Origin of the sequence: Streptomyces sp. NPDC006529, from assembly GCF_040611795.1 — a bacterium.
Taxonomy (GTDB): domain Bacteria; phylum Actinomycetota; class Actinomycetes; order Streptomycetales; family Streptomycetaceae; genus Streptomyces.
This window is the reverse complement of sequence record NZ_JBEXPB010000014.1, coordinates 88,534-106,061: the sequence shown is the minus strand read 5'-3', so window position 1 is coordinate 106,061 and position 17,528 is coordinate 88,534. Positions and strand designations below refer to the sequence as shown.

At 73.8% G+C, this 17,528-nt stretch carries 14 protein-coding genes; 10 read left to right on the top strand and 4 right to left on the bottom strand.

From position 1 onward, the window contains the following. The first annotated feature begins 1 nt into the window (after nucleotide 1). The 6 genes from ABZY31_RS13670 (at nucleotide 2) to ABZY31_RS13645 (ending at nucleotide 7,322) form a co-directional block, all read left to right on the top strand. Nucleotides 2–1,645, top strand: coding sequence for a thiamine pyrophosphate-dependent enzyme (locus ABZY31_RS13670; RefSeq protein WP_356408916.1), 1,644 nt, complete (start codon nucleotides 2–4; stop codon nucleotides 1,643–1,645). Then, entirely contained in the window at nucleotides 1,642–2,904 is a 1,263-nt protein-coding gene (locus ABZY31_RS13665; protein WP_356408913.1) for an ATP-grasp domain-containing protein, read from the top strand. The genes ABZY31_RS13670 and ABZY31_RS13665 overlap by 4 nt, the downstream gene beginning before the upstream one ends. Before the next feature lie 77 nt (nucleotides 2,905–2,981). Continuing rightward, nucleotides 2,982–3,719 carry an HAD family hydrolase gene (locus ABZY31_RS13660; protein ID WP_356408910.1) on the top strand — a complete coding sequence of 246 codons (738 nt, stop codon included), beginning with the start codon at nucleotides 2,982–2,984 and terminating at the stop codon, nucleotides 3,717–3,719. After that, nucleotides 3,709–4,680, top strand: coding sequence for an asparaginase (locus ABZY31_RS13655; protein ID WP_356408907.1), 972 nt, complete (start codon nucleotides 3,709–3,711; stop codon nucleotides 4,678–4,680). Before ABZY31_RS13660 ends, ABZY31_RS13655 begins: the two co-directional genes overlap by 11 nt. Nucleotides 4,681–4,788: 108 nt before the next feature. Further along, nucleotides 4,789–6,078, top strand: a complete 1,290-nt coding sequence (locus tag ABZY31_RS13650; protein ID WP_356408904.1) for an ATP-grasp domain-containing protein — start codon at nucleotides 4,789–4,791, stop codon at nucleotides 6,076–6,078. Continuing rightward, on the top strand, nucleotides 6,075–7,322 hold the full coding sequence (locus tag ABZY31_RS13645) for an MFS transporter (RefSeq protein WP_356408901.1): 1,248 nt from the start codon (nucleotides 6,075–6,077) through the stop codon (nucleotides 7,320–7,322). The genes ABZY31_RS13650 and ABZY31_RS13645 overlap by 4 nt, the downstream gene beginning before the upstream one ends. A 98-nt stretch (nucleotides 7,323–7,420) precedes the next feature. Here ABZY31_RS13645 and lanL read toward each other — a convergent pair whose 3' ends face one another. Next, nucleotides 7,421–9,925: a class IV lanthionine synthetase LanL gene (gene lanL, locus ABZY31_RS13640; RefSeq protein ID WP_356408898.1), complete on the bottom strand. Its 2,505-nt coding sequence runs from the start codon at nucleotides 9,923–9,925 to the stop codon at nucleotides 7,421–7,423. 1 nt (nucleotide 9,926) lies between these two features. Then, nucleotides 9,927–10,109 (bottom strand): SflA family class IV lanthipeptide, encoded by a 183-nt coding sequence (locus ABZY31_RS13635; protein ID WP_356408895.1) that lies wholly within the window; start codon nucleotides 10,107–10,109, stop codon nucleotides 9,927–9,929. Between the two features lie 498 nt (nucleotides 10,110–10,607). Here ABZY31_RS13635 and ABZY31_RS13630 point away from each other — a divergent pair, with 498 nt between their 5' ends. The 3 genes from ABZY31_RS13630 (at nucleotide 10,608) to ABZY31_RS13620 (ending at nucleotide 13,835) form a co-directional block, all read left to right on the top strand. Beyond that, entirely contained in the window at nucleotides 10,608–11,660 is a 1,053-nt protein-coding gene (locus tag ABZY31_RS13630; RefSeq protein ID WP_356408979.1) for an alpha/beta hydrolase-fold protein, read from the top strand. Between the two features lie 97 nt (nucleotides 11,661–11,757). After that, nucleotides 11,758–13,044 carry an alpha/beta hydrolase-fold protein gene (locus ABZY31_RS13625; RefSeq protein WP_356408892.1) on the top strand — a complete coding sequence of 429 codons (1,287 nt, stop codon included), beginning with the start codon at nucleotides 11,758–11,760 and terminating at the stop codon, nucleotides 13,042–13,044. Next, on the top strand, nucleotides 13,041–13,835 hold the full coding sequence (locus ABZY31_RS13620) for a trypsin-like peptidase domain-containing protein (RefSeq protein ID WP_356408889.1): 795 nt from the start codon (nucleotides 13,041–13,043) through the stop codon (nucleotides 13,833–13,835). Before ABZY31_RS13625 ends, ABZY31_RS13620 begins: the two co-directional genes overlap by 4 nt. 44 nt (nucleotides 13,836–13,879) lie before the next feature. Here the strand turns inward: ABZY31_RS13620 and ABZY31_RS13615 are convergent, their stop codons facing one another. Beyond that, nucleotides 13,880–14,698 (bottom strand): isocitrate lyase/phosphoenolpyruvate mutase family protein, encoded by an 819-nt coding sequence (locus ABZY31_RS13615; RefSeq protein ID WP_356408886.1) that lies wholly within the window; start codon nucleotides 14,696–14,698, stop codon nucleotides 13,880–13,882. Nucleotides 14,699–14,911: 213 nt separating this feature from the next. Further along, complete coding sequence (locus ABZY31_RS13610; RefSeq protein WP_356408883.1) at nucleotides 14,912–16,051, bottom strand: pyridoxal-phosphate dependent enzyme; 1,140 nt, start codon at nucleotides 16,049–16,051, stop codon at nucleotides 14,912–14,914. A 185-nt stretch (nucleotides 16,052–16,236) separates the two neighbouring features. Between ABZY31_RS13610 and ABZY31_RS13605 the strand changes: the two genes are divergently transcribed. Continuing rightward, nucleotides 16,237–17,442, top strand: a complete 1,206-nt coding sequence (locus ABZY31_RS13605) for a DUF4190 domain-containing protein (protein WP_356408880.1) — start codon at nucleotides 16,237–16,239, stop codon at nucleotides 17,440–17,442. Nucleotides 17,443–17,528 lie beyond the last annotated feature (86 nt).

Below are 17,528 nucleotides of genomic sequence, written 5' to 3'. Positions count from 1 at the left end.
CATGGTCACTGTTGCGGACGCGATGGCCGCGAGGCTGTCCGAATACGGCGTCTCCCATGTGTTCGGGTACCCGGGGGAGACGTCCCTCTCCCTCTACGCGGCCTTCCAGCGCAGCGAGTCGCTCTCCCACATCGTGGGCCGGTGCCCGCGCGGCGCCGCCTACGCCGCCGAGGCGTACGCCCGGATCAGCGGAGAGGTCGCGGTGTGCGACGCGCCCGGCGGCATCGGGTCCCCGTACTGCACCCCGGCGCTGCTGGAGGCGTACAACAGCGGTACCCCCCTCGTGCTGATCACCTCCGGGCCCAGCAAGAGCACGGCGCGCCCGTGGGCGACCGGACAGGTCGAGCACGCGCGGCTCTTCGAGAGCATCACGAAGCGCGTCTACGTGATCCGCGCGCAGGAGGGCGCGCTGGCGACCCTCGACGCCGCGCTGGCCCTCGCGGCGCGACCGCGCCGGGGTCCGGTGGTCATCGAGATCGCCCCGGACGTCCTGGAGGCCGAGGCGGACGAGGCCCTGCTCAACGCACCGGCCCCCGCGGCCGATGCGGAGGTCCCCGCGGACCCGGCCGGCGACCCGCGGGTCGCGGAGCGCGCCCGGGCGGCCGCCCGGGCCATCAGGAACGGCGCGAGCGTCGCCCTCATCGCGGGCGGCGGATCCCACACCGAGGGCACGGCCGAGGTCCTGCGGGACTTCGTCGGCCGCTTCGGGATCCCGGTGTTCACCACGCTCAACGGCAAGGGCGTCCTGTCGGAGACCGGCGACGATGCCCCCCGGGTCGTCGGGTCGAAGGGCGACACCCCCGCCAACGAGTACATCAGCGGCTGCGACGTCGTGCTGTACGCCGGTTCCAAAATGGGCGACAAGTCGACCAACCAGTACGCCTGGCCGTCCGCCGACCAGTTCCTCGTCCGGATCGACCACGATCCCCGGGTCGCTGACATCGCCCCGGAGCGCGGCTCGTTGCTGCGTGAGGAGATCGACCGCGGACTGCGGCTGCTGGCACAGGAGTTGGGCGACTGGTCGTACGGCGGCGCCCGCCCCCGCGCCGCCTCCGGCAGCTGGTCGCCCTCGGGCACCGCCTCCCTCGTGCGGACGGTCAACGCGGCCATGGCCGGCCAGGACGTCTGCGTGGGCGAGGCCAGCGTCGCCAGCGGCTGGTTCGGCGCCCTCCTGCACCTCGTCACGCCCCAGCGGCTCATCACGCCGCGCGGCACCGGAAGCCTCGGCTACGCGATCCCCGCCTCGGTGGGCGCGGCCGTCGCCCGGCCCGACGCCGCGGTGTGGACGCTCGTCGGGGACGGTGGACTGACCATGTCCATCGGCGAGCTGGAGACCATCGCCCGGCTCGGTCTGAACGTGAAGGTCACGATCCTCGACAACGGCCGCCTCAACCTGATCGACCAGCACGCCATCCACCACCACAAAGCCGCCGCGGTCAGCCGCGACTTCCTCCGGATCGACTGGCCCGGCATCTGCGAGGCCATCGGGCTGCCGGTCATGTCCTGCGACGACCCCGACCAGGACGCGGCGCGGATCAGCTCCTTCTTCGCCGCCAAAGGCCCGGCCGTCCTCGTGCTCGGCACCTCGGTCGACGAAATCTCACCTGACATGGCGATCGCCATCAAGAAAGGTCCACTGATATGACCCTCATGATCCTGCACACCCGCAATGCGAGCCGCCGCAAGCACCTCGCCAAGGCCGCGGAGACCGCCCACGCGCTCGGCCACCGCGCGATCGTCGTCGTCGAGGAGCCCAGCTGGGAGCACGAGTACGTCGACGCGGTCTACTCCGCGCCCACCGGTGACCTCCAGGCGACCGTCGCCCGTTGCGTGGAGATCGCGAAGGAGGAGTCCGAGCCCATCGCCGGTGTGATCGCGTTCGTCGAGCACAGCGTCCCCGCCGCGGCGGCGGTCGCCGCGGAGCTCGGCCTTCCGTACATCTCCCCGGACACGGCCGAGAAGAGCCGCGACAAGCTGAGCATGCGCCAGGCCTTCGAGAAGGTCGGCATCTCGCAGCCGCGCTTCGCGCTCGCTTCCTCCATCGAGGAGGCGCAGGAGGCGGCCAAGTCGATCTCCTACCCCCTCGTCATGAAGCCGATCATCGGCGGCGGCAGCATGTTCGTCCGCCGCGTCGACAACGCGGAGGAGCTCGCCGAGCACTTCGAGGAGATCCGCGCGGGCGCCTGGGCCGGCTTCGACTATGACCCGCTCTTCTTCCTCAAGTCCCGCTACTCCGAGGGCATCCTGCTGGAGGAGTTCCTCCGCGGCAACGAGATCAGCGTCGAGAGCTACGTGCAGGACGGCGAGACCACGGTCGTCGCCGTGCACGACAAGCCGATGCCGATGGACGGCCCGTTCTTCGAAGAGACCTTCTACGCGACGCCCACCGTGCTGACGGGCGAGACGCTGGCCAAGGTCAAGGAGTTCACGAAGCTGGCGCACGAGGGCCTCGGCATCGAGCAGGGCGCCACCCACACCGAGTTCCGGATCTCGCCCGAGGGCGAGCCCTACATCCTGGAGACCGGCGCCCGTCTGGGCGGCGGCCCGGTGTACCAGAGCGTGCTGCTCTCCACCGGGATCGACATGGTCGAGGTCCTCACCAAGGTGTCGCTCGGCCAGGCCGTGGACGTCCTCGTCGACGACCGCAACGTCCGGCACGTCGGTTTCTCCCTGCACTTCGGGGAGCAGCCCGGCGAGCTGGTCGGCGTGGACGGCGTCGAGGCCCTCGAAGCCAGCGAGAGCGTCTCCGAGGTCATGATCTACAGCAAGATCGGCGACCTGATCGACGTCCCGCCGCGGGTGTGGCAGGCGCACGGCCACGTGATCTTCACGGGCAGTTCCCGCGAGGACGTCATGGAGAAGCAGCGCCAGGTCAACGAGACGCTCCGGTTCCGGGTCCGCTAGAGGGGATGTGCGGCCACGGCCCCGTCGGCGCCGTGGCCGCACGTTCCGGCCCACCCACAAGGGAGGTACGACGACGCATGCGCTGTGACGCGCTGTCCTTCGACCTGGACGGCACCCTCATCGACTACGCCGACAGCTCGCTGCGCGCGCTCGAAGCGATCGGCGGGCACCGCTCGGACCTGCCGCGCTGGTACGAGGTGTCCGCCGGTGTGGAATCCGCCCTGGACCGGGGCCTGCTGCCGGTCGAGGAGTTCGACCACGACCGGATCCGCCGGTTCCACGCAGCGTGCCACGGACGCCGCTTGTCCGCCTCCGAGCTGGACGGCCTCGTCGCCGTCCGGCGCAGCACCGTGCTCGGTGCGGTGCGCCTGTACCCCGACGCCGTCCGGCTGCTCCGGTCGATCGAGGCGCTCGGGGTGCCGTGCATCGCCGTGTCCAACTCGTACGCCGCCCTGCGCGACGACATCGTGGAGCGGCTCGGCCTGAGTGCGTACTTCACGCACGTGCGCTTCTGCGGAGACGGCGTCCACCGCAAGCCCGCCGGGGAGGCGTTCGCCGAGGGGCTCGCCCTGCTCGGCGACGCGCTCGGCACCACGGCGGTGCGCGTGGTCCACATCGGCGACGAGTTCGACGCGGACGTGGTGGGCGCGCTCAATGCCGGCGTCCGGGGCGTCCACGTCAACCGGTCCGGCCGTACGTGCGCCCACACCGGTGTCTGCGTACCGTCCCTCGACGTCCCGCTGGAACGGCACGCCGACGGCTCTTTCCTGTTCGACGCATCAACCCCCGCAAGGAGTGCCCGCAGTGAGCCCTGAACCCTCCGTCTACCGTGGCGGTGACGCCGTCGCCGAGATGGTCCGCTCCGGTTTCGCCGAGAGCTTCCACCGCGGCTCCGTCGCCGTCGTCGACGCCGCGGGCGCACTGATCGCCTCGGTCGGCGACGCCGCCTCGCCCGTCTTCCCGCGCTCGGCCGTCAAGCCGGTGCTCGCCGTCGCGATGCTGCGCGCCGGGTGGAAGCCCGCCGACCCGGGCGAGCTGGCGATCGCGGCGGCCAGCCACCACGGCGAGCCGATCCACGTCGAGCGGGTCGAGGCGATCCTGGCCGGCGCGGGCCTCACCGAGGACGCGCTCCGGTGCCCGGCGGACCTGCCGGGCGACCCCGACTCCCGCAACGCGGTCGTCCGCGCCGGCGGCGGGCCGCGGCGCGCGTACATGGCCTGCTCCGGCAAGCACGCGGCGATGCTCGCGGCGTGCGTCGCGTCCGGCTGGGACACCGCGGGCTACCGGGAGCCCGGCCACCCGCTCCAGGTCCTGGCCGCCTCGGTGGTCGAGGAGCTGACCGGCGAGCCGGTCGCGGCGACCGGCGTCGACGGCTGCGGCGTACCCGTCTTCGCGGCGAGCCTGACCGGACTGGCGCGGGCGGCGTCGCGCCTGGTCGAGGCCGCCGAAGGCACCGACGAGCGCGCGGTCGCCGACGCGATGCGCGCCCACCCGAGCCTGGTCGAGGGCACCGACCGCACCGACGCGCGGGCGATGGAAGCCCTCCCGGGCCTGCTGGCCAAGCTCGGGGCCGAGGGCGTGCACCTGCTGGCCGCACCGGGAGCCGGGGCCGTCGCGGTGAAGATCGACGACGGCGCGGGCCGGGCCTCGATGCCGGTGGCGCTGCGCGCGTTCACCACCCTCGGCCACCTGCCGGTGCCCTCGGCGGCCGAGCGCGTCGTGGCGGACCTGGTCGCACCGCAGATGTGGGGCGGCCGCCTGCGCACGCTGCTGTAGTTTCCTGTCGTTCAACCGAGTCGGCGCACGAGTCCCACCGATGGAGAGAAGCGAACCTGTGAGTATGTTGCTCCTGCACACGAGGAATCTCGTCGCCGGGGAGGTCCGATGAGGTACCTCGTCCTCAACCGGACTCCGCTCACCGGAATGCGCTTTCCGGACTGGCTCGGCGCCGGCCACGAAGCGGTCCTGCTGACCGACGCGGCGGCCGTCTCCTCCGACCCCGTGGAGCGCGCCTCCCAGCTCGCCGGGTACGCGCACGTCGAGGTGGTCCAGGACTACCACTTCAACCCCCTGGTCGAGAGCCAGGCGCTCGCCATGCACGAGAAGTGGGGCTTCGAAGGCGTCATATCCCTCTCGGAGTTCGACCTCCTGCGGGCCGCGCGGCTGCGCGAGGCCTTCGCCGTGCCGGGGCAGGACGTCGCGAGCGCGACCGCCTTCCGCGACAAGCTCGTGATGAAGCGCATCCTGTCGGAGGCCGGCGTCCCGGTCGCCCCCTACGCCCCCGTCTCGAACCTGGCCGACCTGCTCCGGTTCATCGACGAGGTCGGCTACCCCGTGGTCGTCAAGCCCCGCAGCGGCGGCGGCTCCATGGACGTCCACGTACTGGACGACCGCCACGACGTCGACACGCTGCTCGCCGCCCACCGGGCCCTCGGCACCGACGACGGCGCGCACCTGCTCGCCGAGCAGTACATCGAGCACGAACTCCTGCACGTGGACGGCATCGTCGTGGACGGCGAGACCCGGCTCATGTGGCCCTCCACCCAGGGCGACAGCACCTGCCTGGACATCAAGCGGGGCCGGATCCTGCACAGTTGCATGCTGGATGCGGACGACCCCCTGTTCGAGCCGGCCCGGGACCTCACGCGCCGGGCCCTCGCCGCCCTGCCGACCCCGGCCACCTCCCTGTTCCACGCCGAGGTCTTCCGCGCCACGGACGGGCGCCTGGTGTTCAACGAGGTCGCCAGCCGCATGGGCGGCGGGATGATCGAGGACGTCGTCACGCTGGGCTTCGGCCACTTCCTGCTCGAAGTCTTCGTCCGCAGCGTCGGCGGGAACGAACCCCCCGCCCTCCCCGCGGCCCCGGACCGGATCGCCGGTCTCGCGCTGTTCCCGCCGCGGCCCGGCACCCTGGTCGAGATACCCGACGCGTGCCCGGTGCCCGGCATCACCGCCTACCGCAGGCACGCCGAGCCGGGCACCGTGCTCGAACCGGCCCGGATGAGCGTGGAGAAGATCGGTTCCGTACTCGCCACCGGCGCCTCGCGCGCGGAGGTCGAGCGGGCACTGGCCGCCGCCGGGGCCTGGTTCGACGGCGCCACCGTCATCCGGGACGCGGCCGCGGACCCCGGGTCCGGCCCCGCGTCGGGCCCCGCGCCGGACCTCGCGTCATGATCGAGACCCTGCGCGTCGCCCGGCGCACGCCCGGCGTCCTGCTGCTGCTGACCGGCAACTTCGCCGTCGCGTTCGGCAGCAACATCGTGATCCCCTACCTCGCCGTCTACCTCACCCGCGAGCAGCACCTCAGCCCCTTCGTGGTCGCCCTGGCCATCACGGTGAAGTTCTGGTCCCAGCAGGGGCTCTCGATGCTCGGCGGCTGGATCGCCGACCGCGTCGGACCCGTCGGCGCCATGTCCGGCGGGCTCGTGGTCAGGGCCCTGTCGTACCTGCTGCTCCTGGCCGTCTCCGGACCCGTGCCGGTCGTGGCCGCCTGCGCGCTGCTCGGCTTCGGCGGCGCGATCTACGTGCCCGCGGGCAAGTCCGCACTGGTGCGGCTGCTCGGCACGGGGGAGCAGCTGCGGACGGTCTTCGCCCTGCGCAGCACGGCGAACAACGCGGGCTGCGCGCTGGGCCCGCTGGCCGGTAGCCTGCTGCTCTTCCTCGGCGATCCCCGGATCGGCTTCGTCGTCACCAGCGCCACCTACCTGGTCCTGGCCCTGGTCCTGCTGCGGCTGCGCAAGCTCACGGACGTCCAGGACCCGGCGGCACCGGACCCGTCGGCGGCCACGGCCTCCGACGCCGCGGGCCCCTCCCTGGACCGCGCGAAGCTCGCCTGGGTGCTCGCCTGCGCCTTCGCCTTCGGGTTCTGCTACATCCAACTCGAATACGCGCTGCCGGTGTTCACCGGCAGCGTGCAGAGCTCGTCCCTCGTCGGCGTCCTGTTCACCGTCAACGCCATCGCCGTGGTGCTGCTCCAGGTCCCCCTGAACCAGTCCACCGGCAAGATCAGCAGCTCGGCGCTGGTCATCTCCGGCTCGCTGCTGCTGATGACGGCCAGCTTCGCCGCCGCCTCCCTGGCGTCGGTGGGCGGGCTGATCGTGTGCGTGCTGCTCTTCTCCGCCGCGGAGGTACTGATCGACCCGCGGATCGACAGCGAGATCGCCACCACCGTCCCCGCACACCGGCGCGGCATGGCCTTCGGCTTCGTCGGCACGGCGATCGCCGGCGGCGGGGCCTGCGCCAACGGCCTGGCCGCCGCGCTCGCCTCCGACGGCGCCCCGGGGCGCTCGTTCTGGCTGGTCCTGGTCGCGGTGAGCGCCGGATTCGCCGCGCTCCTCTACGCCGTCTCGCTGGCCCTGAAGCCGGCGCGGAAGCCGGAGCCGGAACCGGAGCTGGTGGAGACCTCCACCGGCGCCTGAGCAGACGCGCGTGCGCGGTGGGCCCGGCGCGGACCCCGCGCGGTCGCCGCAGGGGCCGGCCCCTTCGGCGTACCCGCCGGCCGGGATCGGCACCCAGGTCAGTCGAGGAGTCCCAGGCGCGGCCCCCCGCCCGCGGCGAGGCGCCGCAGGAATCCGAGGACGCCCGCCGAGCCGTCGGACCAGGTGACCGAGGACGCAGTCAGGGTGGAGTCCGGGAAGACGGGGCGGGAGTGGGGGCCGCCGCTGCGGGACAGGGCGATCAGGGCGACCGTTTCGGCGGCGGCCCGGAACTCCTCCGACGCCGCGGCGTCCGCCACGTCCAGCAGGAAGTCGCCGACCCCCGACAGGCCGCAGCACTGGCCGACCAGGGGCATCCGGGGGGCCAGCGCGGAGCAGGCGCGGGCCGTGCGTCCGGCGAGGGCGAGGTAACCGGGTTCCGCGAGGCGACCCGCGGCCCGGACCAGGACCGTGCCGATGCCCGCGAGGCCGCGGCACCACGAGCCGTACCGGCGGGTGGCCCCCGGAGCCCCGGCCGCCGCGATCAGGTCCGGGGTGCGGGCGGCGAGGCGGGCGCACGCCTCCCGGGCCCGGGCGAGGTCGTCGCGGTCCCCGGTCGCGGCCCCGTATTCCAGCAGGAAGTACGCGACGCCCGCCTCCCCGTGGGCGATGCCCCGGCCCAGGGCGGCGTCGCCGGGGGTCCCCGATCCCGTGGCCGTCAGACGCGCCTCCCCGGACGCCAGCATGCGCGCACAGGCGGCCGCCGCCGCGAGGTGGTCCACCGCGGTTGGATGGTCCGCCGCCGGGCGGTGCCGGGACAGGAGCAGGTGGCCGAGGCCCACCCCGGCCGCGCCGTCGATCAGGTCGGCCTCCGGCGGTCCGCCGTCCGGGGTCCGGGCGGGCAGGGGCAGCACGGGCGGGCCCGGGCGCTGCGCGGAGGCCGCCGCGAGGAAGAGCTCGATGCCGGTGTGGCCCGTGTAGAACCCCGCTGACATGGCCGCCGACCGGGGCCGGGCCGCCGTCCATCGCGCCAGCGCGTCCACCGTCTCACGCACCCGCGGCAGTTCGCGGTGGTGGAGCAGTTCGAGGCCGAGCCCGGCGGCGCCGCCGTAGACGTCGAGCGGTGCGGGGACCTGCGCACGCGTGGCGCGCTCCGGGTCCATGATGCGCAGCGCCCCGTCCACGCAGGAGGCCGCCGTGTGCCCGATGACCTCCCGCAGCAGGTCGTCGTCGAGCCGGGCGCGGGGGAGCGGCCGGGACGGCGGCTGCGGGGTGCCCGTCCGCAGCCGGCCCGCGGCGGAGGTCCGTACGGCCGGGTCCGGACTCGTCAGGCCCGTCACCATCGACCGGATGCCCTCGTGGGCGCGGCCGGGCAGCGCCCACGCCAGGGCGTCGAGGGTCCGTTCCCGGTCGACCGCGGTGTCGGGGCCGATGATCACCGGGTCCAGGCCGGTGGCGGCGAAGTACAGGGTCGCGCCCAGCGCGTGGTAGTCGTCGGCCGGGGCGGCCGGTGCGCCGGGGCGCAGGACCGGCGCGCTGTAGCCGGGGGTCGAGCCGCCCGGGCCGGCGCCGTCGCGTTCGCTGATGCCGAAGTCGATGACGTGGCAGCGGCCCTCGGCGTCCAGGACCACGTTGTCGGGCTTGAGGTCGCGGACGACCACCCCGCGGGCGTGGATCCCGTCGAGGGTGCGGAGCAGGCGGGCGGCGAGGGCGGTCAGGTCCCGCGGTGCGTAGGGGCCGTTGTCCTGGACGTGCCGGCGCAGGTTCCGGTCGCCGCAGTCGCTCATCACCAGGTACTCGTCCGGCGCGTGCCGGACGTAGTCCAGCCCGCGCGGTACGCCCTCGACGGCGTCGAGCGCGGCGAGGACCCGGTGCTCGTTGCGCAGCCGGTCGCGGGTGTCCGTACCGGACGCGTTCTCGGATACGAAGGCACGCGCCTGCTTGACCACCACGGGCCGCCCGGTGGACCGGTCGAGGGCGCGGTAGACGTTCCCCTGGGGTTTGCGGACGATTCCGCCGGTGAGCGCGTAGCGGCCGCCCACGCCGAAGACGGGCGCGGCCGCGGGCGGCCGGGCCGGCGCGAAGGGGTCCTCGGCCCAGGGCGGGCAGCGGTAGGAGCCGCTCGCCAGGCCGTCGAAGAGGCGGCCGTCCGGGCCGGTCATCACCGATTCGAGGCGGCCGCCGCGCCCGGTCCGGTAGTCGCCGGTGAAGGGCCCGTAGCGGTAGTAGACGGGGGCGTCGGGATCGACCCGCCGGTCGCTGACGACCCGGGGCCCCTCCCGCCCGCGCAGGAGGGCGACCAGGTCCGCGGCGAGGGCGACGACGCCGCCGGGCTCGGGGTAGACCGTGATCGCCTTGCCGACGATCCCGGCTCCCGCCGCACCGGAGTTGACGGTGCGCAGGGTCTGCGCGTCCCGGGCGAACTTGGCGTGGCACACGTGCCGTCGCAGCACCGGCAGCACGAGGGCGACCACGGCGTCGAGTTCGCCGGGGCGGGCCGAGACGTGCAGTTTCCAGCCGTGGTCCACCGCCGGCATCCGGGGGTCGTGCAGGTACGACCACGAGTCGTCGGACCATCCGGTGGGGCCGGCGGTGGACCCGGTCACGCTAGGAGTTGTTCTCGCAGGCGAACCGCGTGGTGGCGGTCACCCAGGGGTCGGCGAGACACGCGGTGTGCTCGCGGTCGCCGCGGTCGTCGTCCTCGAACGCGATCGTCTCGTCGTCGATGAGGAGCGGGCCCGCGTCGAGGAACTCGACCGGCCTGGTCAGTTCGGGGGTGGCTGTGGGCATGTGACGCCTCCGTGTCGTGTCGTACGTGCACCGATGGCGCGGGCCGGAGCCGGTCCGGACCGGCCGGCCCGCTCAGGCGAAGGCCTGATCCCTCGAAAGTAGGCAGCCGCGGGCCCGCCGGACAGGGGTCAAAAGCGCAGCCTCCGGGGCGGCGGTGAGATCCCGGTCATTCTTTGCCCGGCTGTGAAACCGGGAGGGGGATTCGGCCATCAGGAGGAGGGGGATGCCAAGCCGTTCTGCCCAGTGGGGCAGTCATGACCGTTCGGAGCGAAGTCCGTGCACCAGTACCCGCCGCGCCGACGGCCCGACGACCAGCCGTACGCCGATCAGCCCTGGGCCCCACAGTCGTACGCGAACGAGGGCCAGGCGTCCGGGGCCCCGCGCTTCGACCCCTTCGGGCACGAGCCCCGGCAGCAGCCGCCCGCATCCCCGCCCCCGCCCGGTGACCCGGGCCGCGGCTCCGGCCGCGGCGGGCCGCCGAAGCGGTCCCGGCGCGCGGTGTGGATCGGCGGGGCCCTCGCCGCCGCCCTGCTGGCGGGCGGCGGCGGCTTCGCGGCCTGGAAGTCGCACTGGTTCTCCGGGGACGGCGACCCGGTGAGTTTCGGCAAGGCGCAGGTTCCGGTCCCGGCCGCGGGCGGAACCCCGTCCGCCGCCCCGGACGCAGGCCGGTCGGCGTCGCCCAGCGGTGATCCGGACGTGCGCCCGGCGACCGGGCCGAAGGCCGAGTTCAAGCAGACGGGCAGCCTCGACGACGGTACGAAGATCGCCAAGACGCGCCTGACCGGGGCGAAGTCCGGCTTCACCGGTGACGTGTGGGTGTGGGCGCCCAAGGAGTACGACGACCCGAAGTACGCGCAGAGCGCCTTCCCGGTGATGATCGCGCTCCCCGGCGGCAACGGCTTCCCCGCCAACTACTGGGCCGACCGCAGCCTCGGCCTCCAGAAGGCCATCAGCGACGGGGTGGCGGCCGGCACCAGCCTGCCCTTCGTGCTGATCATGCCGGTGCTGAACCCGGACGCCAAGAACTACTACGACGGCTCCGACATCCCCGGCCGGCCCAGGATGGGCACCTGGATCGCCGAGGACATACCGGACTTCGCCCGGGCCAACTTCCGTACGTACGCCTCCCGCGACGGCTGGGCCTTCATGGGCTCCTCCTCCGGTGCCTTCGTCGGCCTCAAGCAGGTGCTCCAGCACCCGGACCGCTTCAAGGCCGTGATCGCGAGCGGTGGCGAGATCGTTCCCGATTCCCCGCTCTGGAAGGGAGACACCGCGCTCATGGACGAGAACAACCCCCGCAAGCTCGCCCAGAAGCTGATCGACGCCAAGGGCCCGGACGTCTACATCAACTTCCAGCAGGGGACCAAGGAGAAGGACCGGGCCCGGATGGAGAAGTTCCAGTCCGAGTTCGGCAAGGGGCCGGTCAAGGTCACCATCCGCGACATCCAGAACGGCGAGCACAACGGCTGGCACTACGTGCGCGGCATGCGCGAGGGCTCGCTGGAGTGGATCAGCAAGGTCATGAAGGGCCCGAAGCCCGCCGGAGGCTGAGCCGCGAGCCCCGGACGCGTCCTTGACGCACGTCACCGGCCTGCCAGGCAACCCGACACGCCGTTCATCCCTCTCATAGGGGTGTAAGGGGGACCAAATGGTCCTGCCCGCGTCCGCCGCGGGCGCCGGAAAGGAACGGGACGCTTCCGTGCAGCACGACCACGACCATCAGCAGGACCACGACCACGAGCCCGGTCGGCAGCAGTCGCAGAACGACGACGGGCCGGTGCGGAAGCCGCGGCGCCGCCGCCGTCTGATCGTGGGCGCCCTCGCGCTGGCCCTCACCGCCGGCGGCGGAGCGGCGGCGTACGGCTTCGGGCTCTTCTCCGACATAGGCGAGCCCATGTCCTTCGGGGCGGCCCGGGAGACCGCGGGCGACACCACCGGCATCAGCACCGGCGCGGGGACCGGCGTACGGATGCCCACCGGCCCCCGGGCCGTCTTCGAGCGCACCGGCCGGCTTCCGGACGGCACCGAGATCGGCCGGACCACCCTGACGGGGAAGAAGTCCGGCTTCACCGGTGACGTGTGGGTGTGGGCGCCGAAGGAGTACAACGACCCGCGCTACGACCAGAGCGCCTTCCCGGTGCTGATCTCCCTGCCCGGCGGCCGCGGCTACCCCACCAACTACTGGGGCACCGGGCCCGGCCTCGGCCTCCAGCAGGCCGTGGCCGACGGCGCCAAGGCGGGCCGGAGCCTGCCGTTCCTGCTCGTCATGCCGGTGATCAACGCCGACACGAAGCACCACTTCGACGGTTCGGACATCCCCGGCCAGCCCAGGATGGGCACCTGGATGGCCGATGACGTGCCGGATTTCGTGAAGGCCAATTTCCGCACCTTCGCGTCCCGCGACGGCTGGGCCTTCATGGGGTCCTCCTCCGGCGGGTTCGGCGCCTTCAAGCACGTCCTGAAGTACCCCGAGCGGTTCAAGGCGGTGATCGCCAGCGGCACCGACTTCGTGCCCGATTCCCCGCTGTGGAAGGGCGACACCCGGGCCATGGACGAGAACGACCCGCAGAAACTGGCCGAGAAGCTGATCAAGGAAGGCGGCCCCGACGTCTACGTCAACTTCCAGATCGGCACCAAGGAGAGCGGCCGGGACAAGGCCGAGAAGTTCATGCGGGATTACACCAGGGGCCCCGTGCACACCCGCCTCCAGGTGATCCAGGATGGTGAGCACAATGGGAAGTCCTACGTCCGTGGCATGAGGGAGGGTTCGCTGGAGTGGATCAGCAAGGTACTGCTGCCGCCGACACCCGCCCCGAGCGCGGGCGCGAGCACGCGCCCGGCGTCCGGACCCGCGACGACGCCCGGGAAGACGCCCGGGGCGACGCCCGCGACGACGCCCGCCCCGGCCCGCGCTCCCGTCTCCGCCGTGCGATGAGCAGACCGGTGGTGAAGGGCGTCTTCGCCGCGGCCGCCGCGCTCGTGGCGGTCGTCGCCGTCGCGGTCTTCAAGGCGTCCGGCGCCGACAATCCCGAGGCGATGCCCTTCCCCACCGTCGGCGTGCTCATGGCCAACGGCGAGCACTGGTGCACGGCGAGCGTGGTCGACAGCCCGCGGGGCAACGTCGTCGCCACCGCCGCGCACTGCGTGGCCCCGGCCGGTGAGAACGGCTCTCCCGGCGAGGTGGCCCACGACGGCCTCGCCATCGGCGAGCTGTCCTTCGCCCCCGCCTTCTCGGGCGGGGGCAGCGGTTCGCAGCCGCTGGGCCGCTGGAAGGTCAGCGCGATCCACGTGGACGAGCGCTGGACGAAGTGGGGCGATGACACCGCCGACTTCGCCTTCCTGACCATCGCGCCGGACAAGAAGGGCCGCACGGTCCAGCAGGCGGTCGGCCACGGCGAGGCGCCGTCGCCCGACTGGGCCTCCGGCTACGAGCGCGACGTCACCGTGGTCGGCTACCCGGACTCCGCGTTCAACCCGAAGAACAGGCCGGTCTCCTGCACCACCCAGACCGCGCACGACACCGACGACCCGACCATGCTCCACATCAGCTGCGCGGGCTTCTGGACGGGCACCAGCGGCAGCCCCTGGATCGCCGACCGCGGCGGCCCCGGCTCGCCCGGCCGCCTCATCGCGGTGCTCAGCGGCGGGGACACGGACGTGGACTCCACGGCCGCCCTCTTCGACGGCCGGGCGAAGGCCCTATACGGCCGGGCCGCCCGCGGCTGACGGCCCGGCCTGCCCGGCCCCCGCGGGGCCGGCCCCGCCCCCGGTCAGCCCTTGAACAGGGAGTTCACCTCGCCGTAGGAGAGGGAGCCGGCGAGCGCGCCGTACGTGCCGCCCGCGAGCAGCTCCTCGGTCGCGCGCCGGACCACGGCGTACGCGGCCCCCGCGACCCAGGAACCGAGGCTGACCCGGGCCACGCCCAGCTCGCCCAGCTCCGCCACGCTCGGTGCGTCGGGGCCGACCAGGACGTTCAGCGGGGCGTCGATCCCGCGCACCAGCTCGGTGAGGGTCGCCGGGTCGTACACGCCAGGTACGAAGATGCCGCTGGCCCCGGCCTCCAGGTAGGCGGCGGCGCGGCGCAAGGTCTCCTCCAGCCGGGCCGGGCCGGGCTCGCCGAGGCCCATGAGGAAGGTGTCCACGCGGGCGTTGATGTAGAGCGGCACCCCGAGGGCGTCCGCGGCGGCGCGGGCGGCGGCGAGCCGTTCGGCCTGCTCGGCCGGGTCCCGGAAACCGTCCTCGATGTTGACCCCGACCGCACCGGCGGCCAGCACCCCGGTGACGGTCTCGCCGACCCCGGCCGCGTCGTCGCCGAACCCGCCCTCGATGTCGGCGGTCACCGGCACGTCCACGGCGGCCACCACGCGGGCGATCAGGTCGAGGGCGCGGTCCCGGGCGAGGGAGTCCCCGTCGGGAGAACCGAGCGACCAGGCGACCCCGGCGCTGGTCGTGGCGACGGCGGCGGACCCGGCCGCCTCGACGAGGCGCGCGCTCGCGACGTCCCAGGCGTTGGCGAGGGCGAGCGGGGCACCGGGGGTGTGCAGGGCGTGGAAGGCGTGGACGCGGGAAAGGTCAATGGTCTTGGTCATGCGGGCATTTCATCAGAGGGCGGTGGCCGGGGCTGGCGAAAATCGGACATCTGCGAAGACCGGAACCATGGCCCGCGGGCCCGGGCCCATTCCAGCCCCGCCGGCGGGGCTGGGCGGAGCCGGGACCGCGCCAAATCCAGCCCCGCCGGCGTTTGAGGCGCCGCCGGAGGCACGTGAAGGCGGCGCCTCACACGCCGGCCGCCCTGGATCCCGTCAGGGCGCCAGGCCGGTCTTGGTGCCCGCGCCGCACAGGGGGACGACGGCCGAGCGGCCGGCGAGGGGGTCGGCCGGGGCGTCCGGGGCCACGGCGGCCCAGCACGCGACGCCGGTCGGCTCGACGAACAGGCCGCGCGCCGCCAGATCCCGCTGGGCCGCGCGGATCCGCTCCTCCGGGACCGTCAGGAAGGTGCCGCCCGACGCCCGCACCGCCGCCAGGATCTGCCGGGCCCGCGGCGGCGCCGGGATCGCGATCCCCTCGGCCAGGGTCGCCACCGGGTCCGGGGCGGGGCCGCTCAGTGCGTCCTCCCCGGCGGCGTACGCCCGCGCGAGCGGAGCCATGGCCGCCGCCTGGACGGCGATCAGCGCGGGGGCCCGTACGCCCGCCCGCGCCAGCTCCGCGACCGCCAGCGCCGCGCCCAGCAGCAGCGTGCCGTTGCCCACGGGCAGCACCAGGACCTGCGGCAGCTCGCCGCCGAGCTCCTCCCACAGCTCGTACACGTACGTCTTGGTGCCGTGCAGGAAGTACGGGTTGAAGACGTGGCTCGCGTAGAAGACGCCGGGCTCGTCGGCCGCCCGCCGCGCGGCTGCGGCCGCCGCCTCTCGGCCGCCCGGCACCACCCGGACCCGCGCCCCGTGCGCCCGCATCTGCTCGGTCTTCTTCGCGGAGGTGCCCTCGGGGACGAACACCTCGCAGGCCAGCCCGGCCCGTGCGCAGTACGCCGCGACCGAGGTCCCGGCGTTGCCGCTGCTGTCGGCCACCACCCGCTCGGGACCGAGCCGCCGCGCCAGCTCGGCGAGCATCACGGCGCCCCGGTCCTTGAACGACAGGGTCGGCATCAGGAAGTCGAGTTTGGCGGAGATCCGCCCCGTCAGCGGGACCAGCGGGGTGCGCCCCTCGCCCAGGGTCACCCGCGGCGCTCCCGGCAGCGGCAGTGCCGCGCCGTAGCGCCACAGCGAGTTCGGCGCGGCCGGATCCGGAACGCTTGGCGTCCCGGGGGTGAAGTCCAGGTCCCAGGGGCCCGCGCACACCGGGCAGCACCAGGGCGCGGTGCGGACGCCCGCACGGGCGCCGTCGGCGGGGCAGACGTATCCGGGAAGGGTGTCCGTCGGGGCGTGCGTCGTGGCGTGCGTCACCGGGAGCGCCTCCGCTTCGTCGGCAGGGGGGTGGATGGCGGGCTTCGGTGACGGATCGTACGCGCGAGATGGCCGTGAGCGGCGGGCTCCGGGGTGATCGCCCCGCCGACCGGTGTCCCTTGCGTACTATTCGCGCAGTCGTTCGCACACCCCCACGCCCCCCGCCTGATGGAGCAGCTCACGCCGTGAGTACCCCGCCCCCGCCCCAGCCCCCGCCGCACGACCCGTGGGCCGCCCCGCCGACGGGCGCCGCCCACGGGTACGGCCATGGGTACGGCCACCCGGGCGGCCCGGCCTTCGGCGGCCCGCCCGGGATCAACGGCTTCGCCCTGGCCTCGCTGCTGGTCGGCCTGCTCTGCTTCCCGCCGCTCGGGGTGGTCTTCGCGATCGTGGCCCTGGTGCAGATCTCCTCGCGCCGCGAGCGGGGCAAGGGCCTGGCGATCGCCGGGCTGGCGGTGTCGGTGCTGATGTCCGGGGTGCTGGCCCTGCTCGCCGTGGAACTGGTGGGCCCGGTCGGCGAGCGGCTGGCCCGGGTCGCCGACCGCGGCGCCGCGGGTACGGGCGGCGGCGCCGCGGCCCGCGACGTCGAGGGCGATCCGGTGGACCTGGAGGAGGTCCGGGCCGGGGACTGCTTCAACGTGCCGGGCGGGGACCTGCTGGCCGAGGCGCCCTTCGTCTTCAAGGTGGCGTGCGCGCGCCCGCACCACGGCGAGATCACCGCGTCCTACCTCGCGGACCCGGGAGCCTTCCCGGGGGACGAGGCGCTGGCGACGCGCGCCGAGGAGCGGTGCTGGCAGGCGCAGGACGCCTACGCGATGGACACGTGGGCGCTCCCGGAGATCGCCGAGATGTACTTCTTCGCGCCGAACGAGGAGGAGTGGGACGGCGGCCGCCGCAGCGTGCTGTGCGTCCTCGGCACCACCGAGGGCGAGCAGCGGGGCAGCTTGAAGCGGGACGCGACGATGCTGACGCCCGGCCAGGTGACCTTCCTGAGCGCGGCGAACCGGCTGGACTCCGCGCTGACCGCGGCGCCGGTGACCGATCTGAAGACCTCGTTGCCCGAGTACCGCGCCTGGGCGGCCAAGGTGGAACCGGCGCTGGCGGCGGAGGTCGTCGCGCTGCGCGGGTCCGAGGCCGGGCCGCCGGCCGACGCGCTGCGCAAGGAGCTGGAGGCGGCCCGTACGCACTGGCAGGCGGCGGCGCGGGCGCAGCGGGCGGAGGAGTTCCGCGCGGCGTGGAGCCGGGCGGTGGACGCGACGTCGGTCCAGACGGAGCGCACGCTGCGCGGGGCGCTGGGGCTGGCGACGAAGGTGCCCTCGTGGCTGGAGGACTCGGACGGTTCGGACACGGGGTGGCTCGACGGCGAGGGAGCCGGGTCGCAGTCGGTGTAACGCTGGGTAACGGGTTTTGGTGACCTGCCTTCATCACTTCGAGTGAAACTTTGGCCCTTGCTTGCGGTGTTCAACCGTGGGTTGCC